Genomic DNA, 17491 nt, shown 5'->3' with positions numbered 1-17491 from the left:
ATAATGCAACGAACTTTTATCCCCGGAAGTAATTGGTTATACCTGAAAATATATACAGGTATAAAAACTTCTGATATTATCCTTGAAGAAGCAATACAACCTTTAATAGAGTCTTTTCAGAAGAACGGCTATATTTCCGAATGGTTTTTTATACGGTATTATGATCCTAAATCCCATTTGAGGATAAGATTAAAATTAAATGATCCCCACTATTACCATGAAATTCTTAACACGGCACAAAATATTTTCCAGCCATATATAGATAGTGGAGAGATTTTTACCATTATGGTCGACACCTATAACCGGGAAATTGAAAGGTATGGAAAGAATACCATGGAAGAAGTAGAAACCTTGTTTTACAAAAATAGTGAGTTCACATTGGAATGTTTGCATTATGATGATGAGGAAAAGATCATCGTTAGCTTGTTTTATATGGATGAGATGTTGAATAAACTTAATCTCTCCATTCAAGAAAAGCTGGAGTGGATCAAATACTTTAATCATACTTTCAAACAGGAATTTAAGGCAGATAAAAAGCTCAATAGCCAGCTTGACAAAAAATACCGCGAGTTCAAACCTAAATTTGTAGACTTTATTAATTCTAAAGAGTTTTTGGAAGAAAGAAACTTTGTTATTCATACGATTGAAGAAAAGAACACAGCACTACAAAGCATTCTTTATAAACATAAAGATCAATCTTTAGAAATGCCTCTGCAATTCTTATTTCAGAGTATTTTCCATATGAATATCAATAGAATATTTGTTTCTCAACAAAGATTATTTGAAATGGTAATTTATGATTATCTCGTGAGGTATTATAAAACGCTTGCTTACGTGTCATCCTTATAAAGAATTTTTCAAAATGCTCCATTCTTTTCCTTCTGTTTCCTGATATTATTCCCTTAAAAAACACTTTCCATTAGTATCTCATAAATTCTTACGCAGGGCACTAATGGAAATATATTAAAACTGAACGAAGCCAACACTTTTTTATTGACCTAAATTACCGTTTTTTGTAGAATAGAAAAGTATTTGCGTATAAAATCTTCAAAACTTTTAACTTCATTATTTTGCCAATACATCTTTAATAGAAGCCGTATTTTATATAGATTAGTTTTCTCAGGTCCATAATTATTAAAAATTAAGTTTATAATTTGGGATATTTTCTGATGATTGTTTCATGTCTGATGTCCTAAAAGTTCCCTAATTTGATAGAAAAACCTTTCAATTAGTCTTAAATCTTTGGTAACTATTTCAGCATTCCCTTTCAATTCTTTGTCAAATGGAAGTCTCTTATTATATGAAGTTTTTAAACCTTTAGGAAGGATAACATCTACATAATAATTGCCCTCACCATTCGGTGTTAATGATATATTTTGAACCCTACCTTCTACAATTCCAAATTCTTGGTAGCGGTAATTATCCAATTTTATTAAAACTTTTTCACCTGTAGTAACTTTGCCAGAGTTGGTTGCAGGAACGGACATCCTACCCACTAAAGCAACTTTGTCATTAGGCAGAATTGAAAGAATTGCATCCCCTGATTTAACAAATTGATTTTCGCCGAAGAATTGTTGAAAACTTACCGTTCCGTTTGTGGATGACACTATTAAATAATTCTGCTCCCATTGCTTTAAAGATTTTCTTAATTGCTCAAATAACTGAAGGGTCTGGGATGAATAAGTGATTTTATCTTTTTCTGTATTAATCGCCGCTCCGCTTTTTGTTTTGTTGAAATTGGATATACTTTCCTGCATTTGAGACAAAGAAATATTTATGTTCTCTAAGTTTTGCTGAGCCTGAAGATATTTTATTTTTTCACCTTCCAACTCTACCGCTGCGATAACTCCTTGGTTAAACAATTCTTGTGAACGTTTATAATTCTTTAGTGTAAGTTCGGTTTTTGCAACTTCAAGATTTCTTTGCTGTGTTAAATTCGTGATTCTACTTTTAGACTCTGAAATACCTTGATTGGCTGCTAGATTTTCCGGAGCATAAGGCTGTAGTCTTGTAAATAAATTTTCATCCTGAAATGCTTTTGCAAAACTATTATAATCACTCTGAATCTCTCCCAATTTAAAAGCAGACACCATTTTCAAAGGAAAATCTTGTAAATGATTGGTGGAAACAGAATCCATCAAGTTTCTCAGTTTTAAAATATCCTGATAATTTCCCGTAGATTGCAAAACCATCATTACCTGGCCTTTTTCAACTTTCTGATGGTCTTTGATAAGAATTTTCTCAATTTTCGAGTTAGTTCTTGCTTCCAGTTTTTCCGGTGGATTTTGTGAAGTCACCACGATGGATGAGGGAATAAATTCAGGATATTTGATGAACCAACTCATCAATAATACCATTATCATAATAATGAAAATAACCGTATTTCCACACCGAATCATCCAATGTGGAGGCTGTGTAAGAATATCCTGAACGCTTTCGCTGCGAAGTTCGATATTATCTAATATGTCTTTCCTAGTTTCCAAGTTCCAATTGATTTTTTACAAGTCTGTAATATTCACCTTTTTTAGCTACCAATTCGGTATGATTTCCTTCTTCTACCAGTTTTCCTTTGTCTAAAACAATAATTTTGTCGGCGTGTTTAACAGTGGAAAGTCTGTGGGCAATTACAACTGCAGTTTTTCCTCTGAAAAATTGCTCAAGGTTTTCCATAATCACTTTTTCATTATTAGCATCCAAAGCACTTGTTGCTTCATCAAATAAAATATAATCAGGGGATTTGTAAACAGCTCTTGCAATAAATAATCTCTGTTTCTGTCCTCCGCTAATACCAACTCCTTCATTCCCGATTTTAGTATTGTAACTTAACGGAAGTCCCTCAATAAAATCTTTGACATTTGCTATCTCTACAGCTTTTCTTAGTTTTTGCTTGTCAATAAAATCTTCGCCGACAGCAATGTTTTCCGCAATAGTGTCATTAAAAACATAACCTTCCTGCATCACCACGCCGCAATGGTCTCTCCACTTTTTGGGAGAAATATTTTTGAGATTAGTATTTGCTATTTTAATTTCACCGTTGTTGGGTTCATAAAATTTCATCAACAATTTCAGTAAAGTAGTTTTTCCACTTCCGCTGGCTCCGACTATTGCGGTGGTTTTTTGGTACGGAATTGAAAGATTGAGATTTTCAAAAACGAATTGGCTGGAACCGATGTATCTAAAAGACATATTGTGTACCTCTATATCATTTTGTGGAATTTCCGAAACATATTGTTCATCAGCATTTTCTTCATCTTCCTTATCGTGAATTTCTCCCAGACGTTCCAACGATATTTTAGCATCCTGCGTTTGTCTTATAAATTCTACCAATTGTAATAAAGGACTGTTGAGCTGACCGATGATATATTGAACCGAAAGCATCATTCCCAGAGTAAGATTTCCGCTTAACACCAATTTGGCAGAAAGGAAACTCACTAAAATATCTTTCATTTGATTGATGAAATTTCCTCCTACAGATTGCCATTGCTCTAATGATAAAGATTTTATTCTAAGCTTAAATAATTTGACCTGCAAAAACTCCCAGCCCCAACGTTTTTGCTTTTCGGCATTATGCATTTTAATTTCCTGCATTCCGTTAACCAATTCAATGACCTTACTTTGCTCTTGGGATATTTGGGAAAATCTTTTGTAATCAAGTTCTTTCCTTTTTTTGAGGAAAAAACTAATCCATCCGATATAAAGAATTGCTCCAGCCAAATAAACCAGAAATAGTCTATAATCATAAAACAGCAGTACAATACTGAAAATAATCAGGTTGACTAATGAGAATAATGTATTCAGAGATGAACTTGTAAGCAATTGTTCTATTCTCGTATGATCGTTGATTCGCTGCATAATATCTCCCGTCATTCTTGTATCAAAGAATGAAATCGGAAGTTTCATCAGTTTGATAAAGAAGTCTGATATAATGGAAATATTGATTCTTGCGGAAAGATGAAGTAAAATCCAACTGCGTATCACTTCAATTCCTATTCTGCCGATAAAAAGCATTATTTGTGCAATGAGAACAAGATAAATAAAGTTTAAATCCTGATTTTGTATCCCCACATCTACCATGCTTTGGGTAAGAAACGGAGTAATTAATGAAATAATACTTCCAGTCAATAAACCCACAGAAAGTTGAACGATTAATGATTTGTATTTCGCAAAATACTGTAAACCAAATTGTAATGGTGATTTTTTATCTTTGGTTTCGTCCCAATCGCTTTTATAAAATTGAGGTGTGGTTTCTAAAAGTAAGGCAATACCTTCTTCTGTGGTTTCATTTGCGTTTGCTCCAATCCAGTTTTTGATAAAATCTTCTTTGTTATAAGTGATTAAACCATAACTGGGATCGGAAATATAAACGGTATTTTTATCAATTTTATAAACTACTACAAAATGAGATTTATTCCAATGTACAATACATGGTAATGGAACGTCTTCTTGTAAGGTTTTATAGTTTATTTTAATCCCTAAACTTTTTAACCCCATATTTTCAGCAGCATTACTAAGCCCTAACATAGAACTTCCTTCTCTGGTAGTTTCTGTAAGGTTACGGATTTGCTGCAAAGGAATGGTCTTACCATAATGTTTGATAACTATTCGCAAACAAGTGGGGCCGCAATCTTTGGTATCGGGTTGTTTATAAAACGGGAACTTTCTCAAAATAAATCTATTTGAAAATTATTTTTTAATTATATTTTCTGATATTTAATTGTCTTCTGTTTTAGACTTATTATTACTGTCTTAATTAGATATTAATAAAAATCATTTTGCATTTTCTTTTACAGGCTCAAAATTTTCACAAGAATTTACTTTATACCATTTCTCATTGGAATAATGAAGATCTGTATTGGAAAAACAGCAATAGCGGAATTTACACAACTTACATTTTTCAATTAAATCATTACTAACTTCCCATTTTTTCTGAAATTCAGGACTTCTAAATACTTGGCTTATTGAAGTAGTAGTATCTGATAGATTTCCAAAATGCTCTTGATGATTTATATAATTTCTGATATAACCAAATTCATCAATACAAATTTTACGATTAAGAGCAATGTTATATTTCTTTGATTCCATAAAACTCTTCAAAGTAAAAGTGAAATTTGAACGAACAAATTTTTCAGTCCAATTTAACTCTTCATCTTTTACTCTTTTTATTAATACATAATTCTTATTTTCTTCTGTTTTAAATTGCTTAGAACCTAAATAAGTTACAGAAGTAATTCTAATATTGTGGTTGAAAAAGTCCATAGAAAATATATTCTCAAAAGAGCTTGGAACAACAACATCAATACATCTTAAAAAAGAATTTGTTGTAGCATTAAAAATGTTTAAAATTTCCTCTGATGTGATATTACTATCTGATTTAATGGAAAGCATCAACATTTGACATCCTAATTGATTAAGTTCATTTATTACTTCAACATAATCATAATTAGTAGAAGTACCTATTTCTAAAATAGCTGAATAGCATTCATTCTCAAAATGTATATCTTCGCTAATTTTAGGAAAATTTGTGGGACTGTCAGTTAAAAAACATACTTCCTCTGTAAGGAAATAATCAATTATATCAATTATGCCATTCCCAAATTTTGATATTATAGAATCAATCCTTTTTCCATCAATTTCTTTTAGTACGTTGTATGCAGTTTGACTTATAGAAAGGAGTTTCTGTCTTGATAAATCATATATTAGATAGCCATTATCTCCATCAACTAAATAACAGTCTGTAAAAACTCTTACATATTTATTTTTATTCATAATTCAAAATTACTGTCGTATTTTGTTTATAGTATTCTCTGACTACATATTGATTAGTATTTATCAATGAATTTCGAGCTAAAAAAAATTTCCTAATGTTATTATTATCTGAATATTCAAATGAATCAATTAAAATATTGTTAAGGGATAACTTTTCAAGTGAAATTTCCGAATTAAGAAGTTTATTCTTCATCTCTGGTTAAATATTTATATATGTGATACTCTATATTATAATTGCAAGGCTTGCTAACCATTCCAAATTGTCCGACTGAGTTGATTTCTAAAAAATAGTATTTCCCATCTTTACCTTTGATAATATCAATTGAACCCGTATTAAATTCTATTATTTTTAACAGTTCTTTTATTTTTATAGTCAATTCTTCAGGTAAAGTAAAAGGAATATTTCTACTTGGTTTTTTAAAATCGTATCTTCTGAAATCTACAGCGGTTTGTTCGTTGTTCTGGGAGAATATAGCCATGCTGTAGTAGTTTTCTCCCATAACAAAAGTTCTGATTTCAAAATCTTTTTCTATCTTTTCTTGTACCAAGCTCGGTGAAAAATAATTTGGTATTTTGTCTAGTATAGAATCCGTCAATTCATTCGTGTAAGATATGTGTCTTTGTTTTGAGTCATCGTCCATAGCAGCTATTGGCTCAAAAATTGATTTAGTTATAAGGGAACTGTTAACCTCTTTTTGAAATTCTAAAATTTGACTTTTTGTAGAAATTACTTTGGTTCTAGGAATGCAAATTCCTAATTTGCTTGCTATAGATAGAATTTCTAATTTGTTCACTCTAGTTTTTAATCTATTTCCTAATATGACCGAACCCTGTATGGAATTGAAAATGTAACTGTAAAGTTCTTTTAATTCCGATTTTTGATTTGATCTTATTTTATGGAGAAGAAATTTAGAGAGACCTGACTCAGTTTCGTCAATTACCATGTTTTCAACATTAGCACTTGGCCTTCTATACCAAATCGAAGTAAATTTTTCCGTAAAGTTTTCATCATTAACTTTTTTTTCACCGGGAATACTTATGTCAATATTATCGAAATTAAAATAGTCTGAATATAGATCATTATTACGATCTATTATTTTATATGAATCAAGATTTAATCTTTTAAAAGACACACCATATCTATAAAACCAGCTACAAACTTCATCTGAAGATCCATCACTATCTTGAGTTACAATTAAATGTTTTGCCATTGATTGTTATTTTAAAATAAAATTACCTCTATCTACAAATAAGAATTTGCTATAGAGGTAATTAATTGCAAATTAGCTCTTGCTAATACTAATCTGGGCTTATATCACCCTTAGTACCAGTTTCAATGATCCAACCTAAAAAATTCACAGTTTCATGGGTCGTGTAAAGACAATCTCCTTTACCACCTTTGATTGAATCTAAAGTCTCAATTTCTTTAATTTTGAAATCTTCTAATTTTAACATAATAAAACGATTTAAGTATTAACTCTGCACTTAAAGGGGGCAGGGCATTCCCTATTATATGATTTATAATAATGTAAAATATATTAATGCAAATATTTTGCATTAAGGAAAAATTATAAGAAATTTTATCTTTGTAAACTTATTTCGAAATCACATTGATATGCGTCGTAAGAATAAGTTTTTTGCAGTATTCTATAGGGGCACCCATGCATTTCATTAATTCAAGAATATTAAACGCACTTCGTCCAGAAAGACATAAACGTATCGATAAATCACCTACTCCTATAATTATGACCGGAGTTATATGTTGTGTTGTTAATTCGGATTGAACTGAATATGGAAATTCTTTAAATAATCCTCTATTGGTTCCATTCCCATTTTTTTTCTTCTTTCGTTCACAGTTTCAGGATTTTCTAATTTATACAATTTACCATTTTCTATTTGCGAACCATATATTTGGGGTTTTCCTTCGTCCATTAAAATCCTATCTTTCATCAATGCATATTGTTGTTTAGATAAGTCTCCATTTTCAACCGCTTTCTCTATTTGTGGAAAATACTTTTTTCTGATTTCATTAGTAGTATGTTGCAGTCCCAACCAGATTGCATCCATTTGTTTTTGACCCACCTCCTTTAATGTTGGCATCCCACACTTTTCAATAATGCTAATGACTAATTCTTGATTCCTGTGATCTTCTTTAGCGTATTTGATTAATTCATTTGATTTTCTAATCCTTTGGTCACTTTCTAAAACTTCGCTCAAGATTTGAATTTTTTTGCTGCAATCGACTTCAATAATATCTACTGAACCTACATAGACAAATTTATCCTTATTCATATAAAGAAATATTGATATCATTAAAACAAGAGCAGCGAATATGCTAAGTAATATTTTTTTTATTCTCATAATTAAAAAAAAATAAAAATTAAAATTTGTTTTTGCCATACACACCCTGGCATTGGGCTTTTTGATGATCAGCTATATTTAATTATGTACCGTACACATACAAAACATAAACATCATAACATTTAATTGATTCGGAAAATACACATTACTAATAATCATTTGAAAGTTCCTTGAATTGTCCTACTCTATAAGCTTTTCGGATTCTGCTATGTTATATTTTCTGCAGCAAATTTATCTGTTCACTATAAGATTTCCTAATAAATACAATATAGATTTATAAATTTACAGGGCTTATTTCTATTTCAAAATATTGGTTTTCAATATTTTAATTTAACATCCAGGACTGTTTAGACAATATCTTATTGTGGCGGAGTAAGTAATCATAAATGATCATTTCGAACAATCTTTGGCTGGAAATAAAAGTCCTGTTGATATGCATATGGAAAATATCAATAAAAAAAGAAACCAAAAAATTAGAATTATATTCTGTTATCTTTTTTAAAGCCGATTTGGTTTCTGATATGTTTTCAATAATTAAATTTCTTGTCTCTTCAAACTCGGCCGATTCAAAAAATGCGTGATATTTTGGATCAAATTCCATAAATTTTTTATTCAATTGGTTATTCAATCTCTTATCTGCATTGAACTCTTTCTTGAAAGAATTGTTTGATTCGCTAACCAATCATGCTTTTCAGTAATCGGTAATTTAAGTTCTGAAAACATTTGCTCGATGTAAAACATCGAAACAATAATTTTATTTTCATTAGCTATCAATTCAACATTTCAACATATTTTTTAAGGATAAAGTCTTTTTTAATCGTGTAATATCTTCCAATGGTGTTTAAGCTGATACAGATAATCAGGGTCAAGATTAAAAAAAAGTGCAGCCTCTTCTTTTGAATAGATACTTTTAACTCCTAAAGAGAGGATTAACAAGGCTTTTGAAGTGAATTCTGTTTGTGTTTCTATTAGAGTAGCAATTTGTTTCCCTAATGCAATAATTTTTTCTGTTGGTTTCATAAAACTTTTTTATCAAAAGTATATGCTTACAGCACTTACTAAACCAGTACAATTTTGTAAAATAAACCTAAATAAGATAAACTAAGTATTGAACACATTTTTACAATGTTTTTTTTACAACAAAAAAATCATTGCATCTTTTATTGCAATGATTTGGCGATTATTAAATACGAAAGGACTTGTATTACAACTAAGATAGTTATAATTTATCCTTATATCTTGACAAAATATCTGCTGTTAAACTGAAATCACCTTTGTTTAGTTCCAAATAATCCTTTTGCGAGGTTTTAAATGTGCTATATTTATTTATAAATTCAAGAATTATATTTTGTCCTGCTTTCCAATCTTTTTAGAATATAAAAATACAAATAAAATATAAAAAAGATTAGCCGCTCTCAAATGTTAGTCAGAAAAATAAAAAAGCACCTACATTTCTGTAAGTGCTTGATTTAAAAAGTGGTCCCACCTGGGCTCGAACCAGGGACCACCTGATTATGAGTCAGGTGCTCTAACCAACTGAGCTATAGGACCTCAAAACTTGGTTAAATTTTGTGTTTGCAAAAATAGTAAAATTTCTTTCACTACAAAATTTTTTATTGCTTTTCTTGGCAAAGTTCTACCAGTACACCGTTTGTAGACTTAGGATGAAGGAATACAACTAATTTGTTATCAGCACCTTCTTTCGGTTCTTCGGAGATAAACTGAAATCCTTCTTTTTTCAGTCTTTTCACTTCCTCCACGATATTTTCAACGCCAAATGCCAGATGATGGATGCCTTCTCCCTTTTTATCGATAAATTTAGAGATCGGACTTTCAGGATTACTGGCTTCTAAAAGCTCAATTTTACTTTCTCCCGTTTCATAGAAAGAAGTTACTACTCCTTCTCTTTCCACTGTTTCTTTTTTATAGGATTCTTTTCCTAATAATTTGGCAAAAAGTTCATCAGAAACCCCTAAAGACTTTACAGCAATACCAATATGTTCTAGTTTCATAAATACTAATCAATATAATTAAATCGTAAATTTGATACTGTAGTTGAATTTCAAAGTATCAATTCAAACAAAAGTACTAAATTTGCAGAAATTATGGAAAGTAACAGACAAAGAAAAGTAGCACAGATCATTCAGGAAGACTTCGCAGAGCTTTTCCGCAAACAGGCCTCAGAAAGCAAACAGAGCATATTGGTATCTGTTTCAGATGTAAAAGTAACTGCTGACTTAGGAATTGCTAAGATTTATTTAAGCATTTTCCCACAGGAATTCCGTACCGCTGTGATGAAGGAGATTGAAGAAAACAAACCTCAATACAGAAACTTCATTGGCCAGAAAATGGCAAAACAGGTGCGTATTATTCCACAACTTAACTTTTACCTGGATACCGCTCTTGATGATGTTGAAAGACTGGAAAGAGAATTAAGAGGCGAAGGCGACAATCCTGTTTTATAGATCTTGAAGAATATTGCATTTTACATAGCATCCAGATACCTTTTGGCTAAAAAGGGAAGTACTGCCGTTACGTTCATTACGTGGCTGGCCGTAGGTGCCATGACGGTTGCTGTGGCTGCAATGTTCGTCATTATTTCTGTTTTTTCAGGACTTGAAGACCTGAACAAAGATCTTATTTCCAATCTTCATGCTGATCTTACGTTAAAAAGCACCTCCGGAAAAACCATCAAAAATCTGGATAACGTCAGTAAAGTTTTGAGCAACAATAAGGAAATCAGTAGTTTTTCCCGCGTTATTGAAGAAAAAGTATATATCAGTTTCAACGGAAAGGGTGATATTGCTTACCTAAGAGGTGTAGATTCGGCTTATGTTAAGGTAAATCCTATTAATAAAGAAGTGTTTTACGGAACTTATCCAAGTTTCAAATACTCGAATGAGGTATTGATGGAAAACAGTCTGGATAACAGACTTTCAATTCCTGTGGATTCTTCCAATCATTATGCAACCGTTTTTATGCCCAAACCGGGAACAGGGATTATCAGTAAGGAAGAAGACATCTATAATAAAAGAGATATTCTGGTAACGGGTGTTTTCCCGGGAAAAGACCAGCTGGACAATTATATCGTTTCTCCTATTGAGCTTACAGAAGAATTACTTACTCTTCCTAAAAAGTCCGCTTACCAGATTGTTATTAAACTGAAAAATCCGGAAAATGCAGATACTGTAAAACAAAGCCTGCTTTCTTCTCTCGGAAAAAATATCGAGATCAAAACCAAGGAAGAGGAAAATGCTGCTTTCTGGAAAATGATCAACACTGAAAAGCTTTTTATTTACCTGATCTTTGCATTGGTCATCTTTATTACGACCTTTAATCTTGCCGGAGCCATTATTATTCTTCAGCTTGATAAAAAGGAGCAGGCAAAATCATTGATATCACTCGGCTTCCCTTTAAGCCATTTAAGAATGACCTATTTCTACACTGGGCTCCTGATTGTTATTTCCGGAGTGATTACAGGATTAATTCTTGGAACAGCACTTTGCTACTTCCAGCTTTACACAGAATTCTTCAGAGCCAATGAGGTTCTGCCATTCCCGGTAAAAATTGTAGGTAAAAATTATCTTATCGTAGCTCTTACAGCTTCCTTATTTGGAATTACTATTTCATGGTTCTTTTCAAAAATCAGTAAAGAATATATTACTAAAGGCTAACATTTCATCTTTATATATTACATACAATTAATATACTTCGGTTTCATTTTTTCGTACCTTTACGCCCCAATTTTAAAAAATGAAACAAATTTTATCTTTTTTTCTTTTAAGCGTGACATTTATAAGCGCTTTGGCACAGGCTCCGGCAGGATATTATAACCAATCGCCGACCTTAACAGGTGCTGCTCTTAAAACAGCTCTTAAAACCATTATCAGTGATGGACATATAGATCATGGCTATGGTGGTTTATGGACAGGCTATGCTACCACGGATCGTGATTATTTCTATGAAAATGACGGGACAATTCTGGATATTTATTCTGAAAATCCAAATGGACCGGATCAGTATAATTTCACCCTGGGAACCAGTCAGTGCGGATCTACAGGATATTCTAATGAAGGCGACTGCTACAACAGAGAGCACGTGATTCCTCAGAGTTTATTCAACAGTGCTTCTCCTATGGTTGCGGATATTCATTTTATCCGAGCTACCGATGGAAAAGTAAACGGAATGAGATCCAACTACCCTTTCGGAATCGTTGGCAATACTTCTTTTACATCTAAAAACGGATCTAAACTAGGTACATCCGTATCAGCAGGATACGGAGGTACGGTATTTGAACCTATTGACGCTTTCAAAGGAGACATTGCGAGAATGATTCTTTATTTTGTGACAAGATATGAGGATAAACTTCCTAATTTCACTACTGGTGACATGCTTGGTAACACAGCATTCCCGGGACTACAGCCTTGGGCACTTAATCAATATTTAGCATGGAATGCTATGGACCCTGTGTCTGCTGAAGAAATTGCAAGAAACAATGCTTCTTATACTTACCAGGGAAACAGAAATCCTTTCATTGATCACCCTGAATATGTCACTCAGATCTGGGGAGCTCCGGTTGTTGATAACCAAGCCCCTACAGCAGCAACCAACCTTGTTGCCAGCAACCCAACTTCAAACTCTATTGCTTTAAGCTGGACAGCTGCTACGGATAATGTGGGAGTAACTTCGTATGAGATTTATGCCAACGGAACCTTAAAAGCGACTGTTTCAGGCACAACAACATCTACTATTGTTTCTGGATTATCACCATTGACTCAATACACATTCTACATCATTGCTAAAGATGCTTTCGCAAACTCTTCTCCACAAAGTACAACAGCTACAGAAACAACTCTTGATGTACCTGCCGGTGGAGGAAGCTGTGGAACTGAAAATTTTGAAACAATCAGCGGTCCTGTAAATACATACCTGACAGTAAACTGGACCAACAATGGAATTTCATGGACTGCTACTGACTCAAGAGTTGACCAAACCATCAATAATAAAGCCATTACCATAAAAAATGGAACTTTAACAAGTTCAACTTTTTCAGGTGGAGTTCAAAGCTTAACTTTAACAACTCAATTGAAATTCTCCGGAAGCGCAGGATATTTCAATGTTTTTGTAAACGATGTTAATGTAGGAACTATTCCTTACAGTAATGTTGTTACTACAACTACCATCAATAATATAAATGTAAGCGGAAATGCGGTGATTAAACTGACAAATTCTTCTACTTCCAACAGAGTTGCTCTGGATGATCTTAGCTGGACATGTTTCGGAACTACGTTAGCTACTGCTGAAAACCAAAAAGACAAATCAGCATTTACCATCTACCCTAACCCGGTAAGAAATAATGAATTATTTGTAAAAGGAGAAAACCTTAGCAAAATTTCAAAAGCTGAGATCTATGATCTTTCAGGAAAACTAATTGAAACAATTGCAAACCCTTTCAGACATTCAAACAAAATCAACCTTAAAGGTATGGTAAAAGGAACTTATATCCTTAAAACAGATAATTTCTCTTCTAAATTTATCGTAGATTAATTATTAAAAAATATTTCAAACCAAGGCCGGATTTATCCGGTCTTTTTTTTATTTTTGATGTATGGATTCCAATAAAAAATTAGGATTGATAGGACGAAATATTTCTTATTCTTTTTCTAAAAAATTCTTCGAAAACAATTTCCAAAAGCTCATGCTGAAGAATTTCTCCTACGATATTTTTGATCTGAATGAAATCAATGAAGTAGAAAACCTTTTTGCTTCTCCGGACCTGTTAGGATTCAATGTGACCATCCCTTATAAAGAAAAAATAATCGATTATCTTGATGAACTAAGTGATGAAGCTGAGAAAATAGGTGCCGTCAATTGCGTTCTTATTCAGGATGGCAAAAAAACCGGCTACAATACAGATGCGTTCGGTTTTGAAAAGACGCTTCTTTTACACAAAAAACCTTCACAGGATAAAGCATTGATCTTAGGAAACGGAGGCGCAGCAAAAGCAGTCAAATATGCATTGGACAAACACAATATTCCTTCTGTAACTATTTCAAGGAGTACAGAAATCAATTATGAAAATCTTGATCAGGAAACTGTTGCCAAACATAAAATTATCATCCAATGTACACCGGTAGGTACTTTCCCGAATGTGAAAGATTGTCTGAACTTTCCTTTTGACGGGCTTTCTTCAGATCATCTGGTTATTGATCTGATTTACAACCCAAACTACACCCAATTCATCATCAATGCCTCAGAAAAAGGAGCAAAAACAGTGAATGGGTACTATATGCTTGAACAGCAAGCAGAAAAAGCTTGGGAAATTTGGAATTTTCAAAAAAAATAACATAAATTAGTACTTTAATTGGCCTTAAAGCTATATTTAAAGGATATTAACGCCACTCACATAAAAGATTTGCTATGACTACAGAAAACAATCTTTCTGAAAACGAAGAAAAGAAAAATCCTAACGAAGTATCTCAGGACCCATCAGAAAACACCGTTTCTCATGATGCAAACCAACATGAAGATGATACAGAACACTTGGATGACCATGAAGAAGAAATTTCCCTTGCCGATGCTTTAAAGGAAATGGAAAAAATCATCAATACTCCCAACGCCGGTGAGAACTTCAAAAGATTCAACCAGCTGAAAGAGAAAGCAAGTCATTACATCCATGATGAAGTGGAGGATAAAAAGCATGAATATGTAGAAGCCGGAAATCCAGCTGAAAATTTCAGCTACGAACACCCTTCTCAGACTAAGTATTCTGCGTTGGTTAATATTTTCAAGGAAAAACATGATACCTTCCAGAAAGGACAGGAAGAAGAGCAAAAGAAAAACCTTGATCACCGTCAAAGCATTATCGAAAGACTTAAAAATCTATACACCAACTCTGAACCGGGTGTCAATCTTTTCAAATCTATTCGTGAGATTAAAGAAGACTGGTCAAAAGCCGGACAGGTTGCAAAGTCTGAATTCAAAATTCTTAACAATAACTATTTCCACCACCTGAATCAGTTTTATCAGATGCTGGATCTTAATAAGGAATTTTTGGAGCAGGAATACAGCCACAATCTGGAAAAGAGAGAACACATTATTGCCCGTGCTAAAGAGCTGGAAAATGAACCCGTTATCCAGAAGGCTCTAAATGAACTTCAGTATCTTCACAAACTTTGGAAAGAAGAAGCTGAGCCTGTAGCAGAGGAATTCCGTGAGAAAACATGGGAAGAGTTCAAAGAAATTTCGAACAAAATTCATGAAAGAAAATCTGAACTTTCAGCTTCTATTGAAAAAGAACAGAGTGAAAATCTTGAAAAGAAAAATCAGATTATTGCTGAAATCAAGAAACTGTCTGAACCTTCTGAAACTCCTAACCACAACTACTGGCAAAATGCCATCAAAAGAGTGGAAGATCTGCGTTCTGACTTTTTAATGACAGGAAGTGTTCCAAGAAAACTTTCCAACCAAAACTGGAATGATTTCAAAACAACACTAAGAGGTTTCAATACAACGAAAAATAACTATTATAAATCGTTAAAAGGTTCTCAACAGGCGAATCTTGAAGAAAAATTAAAACTGATCCAGACTGCACAGGACAATATGAATAATGAGGAATGGGATATTGCCGTTCCGTTATTCAAAAAACTTCAGGAAGACTGGAAAAAAATCGGGCATGTTCCAAAAAGCATGACCAATAAAATCTGGGATGAATTCCGTGACGCTTGTAATGCATTCTTCAACAACTACAGAGAGAAGAGCAACACATCTACTGACAACTGGAAAGAAAACTATAAGAACAAAAAAGCTCTTCTTGATGAGCTTAAGGAAGTTTCCAACGAAGAAGGAAGTATCGAAAGAATTGAGCAAATTAAAACTTCATGGAATAACATCGGAAAAGTTCCTAGAGATAAAATTTCAATCAACTCTGAATTCAACAAGACATTAAGAGAGAAATTGAAAATAAACAAAATCAATGAACTTGAACTGAAAGAGGAAGGTTTATCTGAAAACCAACTTACAGACAAAGCCAGAAAGATCAAAAATCAAATCTCTGATCTTGAGGCAGAAATCGTTAAACTGGAAAATAACCTTTCTTTCTTTAACAAACCGTCCAGAGAAAACCCTCTTTTAAAAGACACATATAACACGATTGATGAGAAAAAAGCTCATCTTGAAACGTTAAAACAAAATCTTCACAGTATTATCAGCGGAGATTAACAGATAACAAAATAAATAAAGGCGGAGCAAAGCAATTTGTCTTCGCTTTTTTCTTTTTATACATATGAACAACGACGAATTTTATATTAAAAGATGTATCGAGCTGGCTCAAAAAGCTCTTGGCAACACCTATCCTAACCCTCTTGTTGGAAGTGTGATCGTACACAACGGAGAGATCATTGGTGAAGGATATCATCACAAAGCAGGAGAACACCATGCAGAGATCAATGCAATCAATTCTGTTAAGAATAAAGATCTTATTCCGGAATCTACAATCTATGTATCTCTGGAACCCTGCGCACATTATGGAAAAACTCCGCCATGTGCCTTGAAAATTAAAGAATTAGGGTTTAAAAAAGTGGTGATTGGTGCTATGGATTCTCATGATAAAGTGAATGGCAAAGGAAAGAAAATCATTCAGGATGCTGGAATTGAAGCCATATCAGGAATTCTTGAAAAAGAATGCATTGAACTTAACAAAAGGTTTTTCACCTACCACGAAAAGAAAAGACCATATATCATTTTAAAATGGGCAGAATCCGATGATGGATTTTTGGATAAAGATTTTAAACCGACAGCCGTTTCCAATACATTAGTGAACCAGTTTGTTCACCAGTTAAGAGCTGACGAGCATGCCATTTTAGTAGGCACGCAAACCGCTTTGAATGACAACCCAAGTCTTACCGTTAGAAATACTGAAGGCGTAAATCCTGTCAGAATTCTGATTGATTTTGACTTAAAAGTTCCTGCCAGTTTCAATATTTACAACAGTGAAGCAAGAACATTGGTTTTAAATTCCGTGAAAGAAAGTACTGAAGAACACATTCAATTTATTCAAATCCACAAGGCTCATTTTCTGCAGGAACTTATGGAGGTATTGTATAAAGAACAAATCCAGTCTGTCATTATTGAAGGCGGCCGTTTTACTCTGCAGCAGTTTATCAATGCTAATCTTTGGGACGAAGCCATTGTAATTAAAAATGAGAATTTGATATTAGAAAATGGGACAAAAGCCCCGGAATTCGATCAAATTCCTGCTACAATTGAAAATTTCAGAGATAATACTGTTTCATTTTTTAAAGCAAAATAATATTTTTTATCACCGTAAAATGAAATAATTTCTTTACATTAGTCTTACAAATCA

The 17491-nt window shown here is 32.9% G+C and carries 16 protein-coding genes and 1 tRNA gene; 7 read left to right on the top strand and 10 right to left on the bottom strand.

What is annotated here, in order from left to right; genetic code table 11:
• Nucleotides 1-3 precede the first annotated feature (3 nt).
• Entirely contained in the window at nt 4-849 is an 846-nt protein-coding gene (locus BUE84_RS03205) for a thiopeptide-type bacteriocin biosynthesis protein (RefSeq protein WP_079240466.1), read from the top strand.
• Nucleotides 850-1178: 329 nt separating this feature from the next.
• On the opposite strand, the gene BUE84_RS03200 is transcribed toward BUE84_RS03205, so the two are convergent.
• The 10 genes from BUE84_RS03200 to mce form a co-directional block, all read right to left on the bottom strand.
• A complete protein-coding gene (locus tag BUE84_RS03200; RefSeq protein ID WP_079240465.1) occupies nt 1179-2483 on the bottom strand; it encodes an HlyD family secretion protein in 1305 nt (434 codons plus the stop codon).
• The gene (locus tag BUE84_RS03195) at nt 2473-4665 is read right to left on the bottom strand and encodes a peptidase domain-containing ABC transporter (RefSeq protein WP_079240464.1); all 2193 of its coding nucleotides are present in this window, start codon (nt 4663-4665) and stop codon (nt 2473-2475) included. The genes BUE84_RS03200 and BUE84_RS03195 overlap by 11 nt, the downstream gene beginning before the upstream one ends.
• A 102-nt stretch (nt 4666-4767) precedes the next feature.
• Entirely contained in the window at nt 4768-5766 is a 999-nt protein-coding gene (locus BUE84_RS03190; protein WP_079240463.1) for a hypothetical protein, read from the bottom strand.
• A gap of 182 nt (nt 5767-5948) precedes the next feature.
• Nucleotides 5949-6977 carry a grasp-with-spasm system ATP-grasp peptide maturase gene (gene gwsG / locus BUE84_RS03180; RefSeq protein ID WP_079240461.1) on the bottom strand — a complete coding sequence of 343 codons (1029 nt, stop codon included), beginning with the start codon at nt 6975-6977 and terminating at the stop codon, nt 5949-5951.
• An 88-nt stretch (nt 6978-7065) separates the two neighbouring features.
• A complete protein-coding gene (locus tag BUE84_RS24335) occupies nt 7066-7221 on the bottom strand; it encodes a hypothetical protein (RefSeq protein WP_158521340.1) in 156 nt (51 codons plus the stop codon).
• A gap of 315 nt (nt 7222-7536) precedes the next feature.
• Complete coding sequence (locus tag BUE84_RS03175) at nt 7537-8058, bottom strand: DUF6624 domain-containing protein (RefSeq protein ID WP_145953201.1); 522 nt, start codon at nt 8056-8058, stop codon at nt 7537-7539.
• A 394-nt stretch (nt 8059-8452) separates the two neighbouring features.
• Nucleotides 8453-8743, bottom strand: coding sequence for a lantibiotic dehydratase C-terminal domain-containing protein (locus BUE84_RS25020; RefSeq protein ID WP_409993847.1), 291 nt, complete (start codon nt 8741-8743; stop codon nt 8453-8455).
• 197 nt (nt 8744-8940) lie between these two features.
• Nucleotides 8941-9147 (bottom strand): hypothetical protein, encoded by a 207-nt coding sequence (locus tag BUE84_RS03165; RefSeq protein WP_079240458.1) that lies wholly within the window; start codon nt 9145-9147, stop codon nt 8941-8943.
• Nucleotides 9148-9604: 457 nt separating this feature from the next.
• Nucleotides 9605-9678 (bottom strand) — tRNA-Ile (locus BUE84_RS03160).
• A 62-nt stretch (nt 9679-9740) separates the two neighbouring features.
• Complete coding sequence (gene mce, locus BUE84_RS03155) at nt 9741-10139, bottom strand: methylmalonyl-CoA epimerase (RefSeq protein ID WP_062675576.1); 399 nt, start codon at nt 10137-10139, stop codon at nt 9741-9743.
• Between the two features lie 93 nt (nt 10140-10232).
• Here mce and rbfA point away from each other — a divergent pair, with 93 nt between their 5' ends.
• From rbfA to ribD, 6 genes are all read left to right on the top strand, one after another.
• A complete protein-coding gene (gene rbfA, locus BUE84_RS03150) occupies nt 10233-10592 on the top strand; it encodes a 30S ribosome-binding factor RbfA (protein WP_034693455.1) in 360 nt (119 codons plus the stop codon).
• A gap of 3 nt (nt 10593-10595) precedes the next feature.
• The gene (locus tag BUE84_RS03145; protein WP_079240457.1) at nt 10596-11801 is read left to right on the top strand and encodes an ABC transporter permease; all 1206 of its coding nucleotides are present in this window, start codon (nt 10596-10598) and stop codon (nt 11799-11801) included.
• Nucleotides 11802-11880: 79 nt separating this feature from the next.
• Nucleotides 11881-13674: an endonuclease gene (locus tag BUE84_RS03140; protein WP_079240456.1), complete on the top strand. Its 1794-nt coding sequence runs from the start codon at nt 11881-11883 to the stop codon at nt 13672-13674.
• Nucleotides 13675-13735: 61 nt separating this feature from the next.
• Complete coding sequence (locus tag BUE84_RS03135) at nt 13736-14473, top strand: shikimate dehydrogenase family protein (RefSeq protein ID WP_079240455.1); 738 nt, start codon at nt 13736-13738, stop codon at nt 14471-14473.
• 74 nt (nt 14474-14547) lie between these two features.
• Nucleotides 14548-16347, top strand: a complete 1800-nt coding sequence (locus tag BUE84_RS03130; RefSeq protein ID WP_079240454.1) for a DUF349 domain-containing protein — start codon at nt 14548-14550, stop codon at nt 16345-16347.
• Nucleotides 16348-16411: 64 nt separating this feature from the next.
• Nucleotides 16412-17437, top strand: coding sequence for a bifunctional diaminohydroxyphosphoribosylaminopyrimidine deaminase/5-amino-6-(5-phosphoribosylamino)uracil reductase RibD (ribD, locus tag BUE84_RS03125; protein WP_079240453.1), 1026 nt, complete (start codon nt 16412-16414; stop codon nt 17435-17437).
• Nucleotides 17438-17491: the final 54 nt, after the last annotated feature.

Origin of the sequence: Chryseobacterium indologenes (assembly GCF_002025665.1) — a bacterium.
Classification (GTDB): domain Bacteria; phylum Bacteroidota; class Bacteroidia; order Flavobacteriales; family Weeksellaceae; genus Chryseobacterium; species Chryseobacterium metallicongregator.
This window is presented reverse-complemented; position numbering and strand designations above follow the sequence as displayed.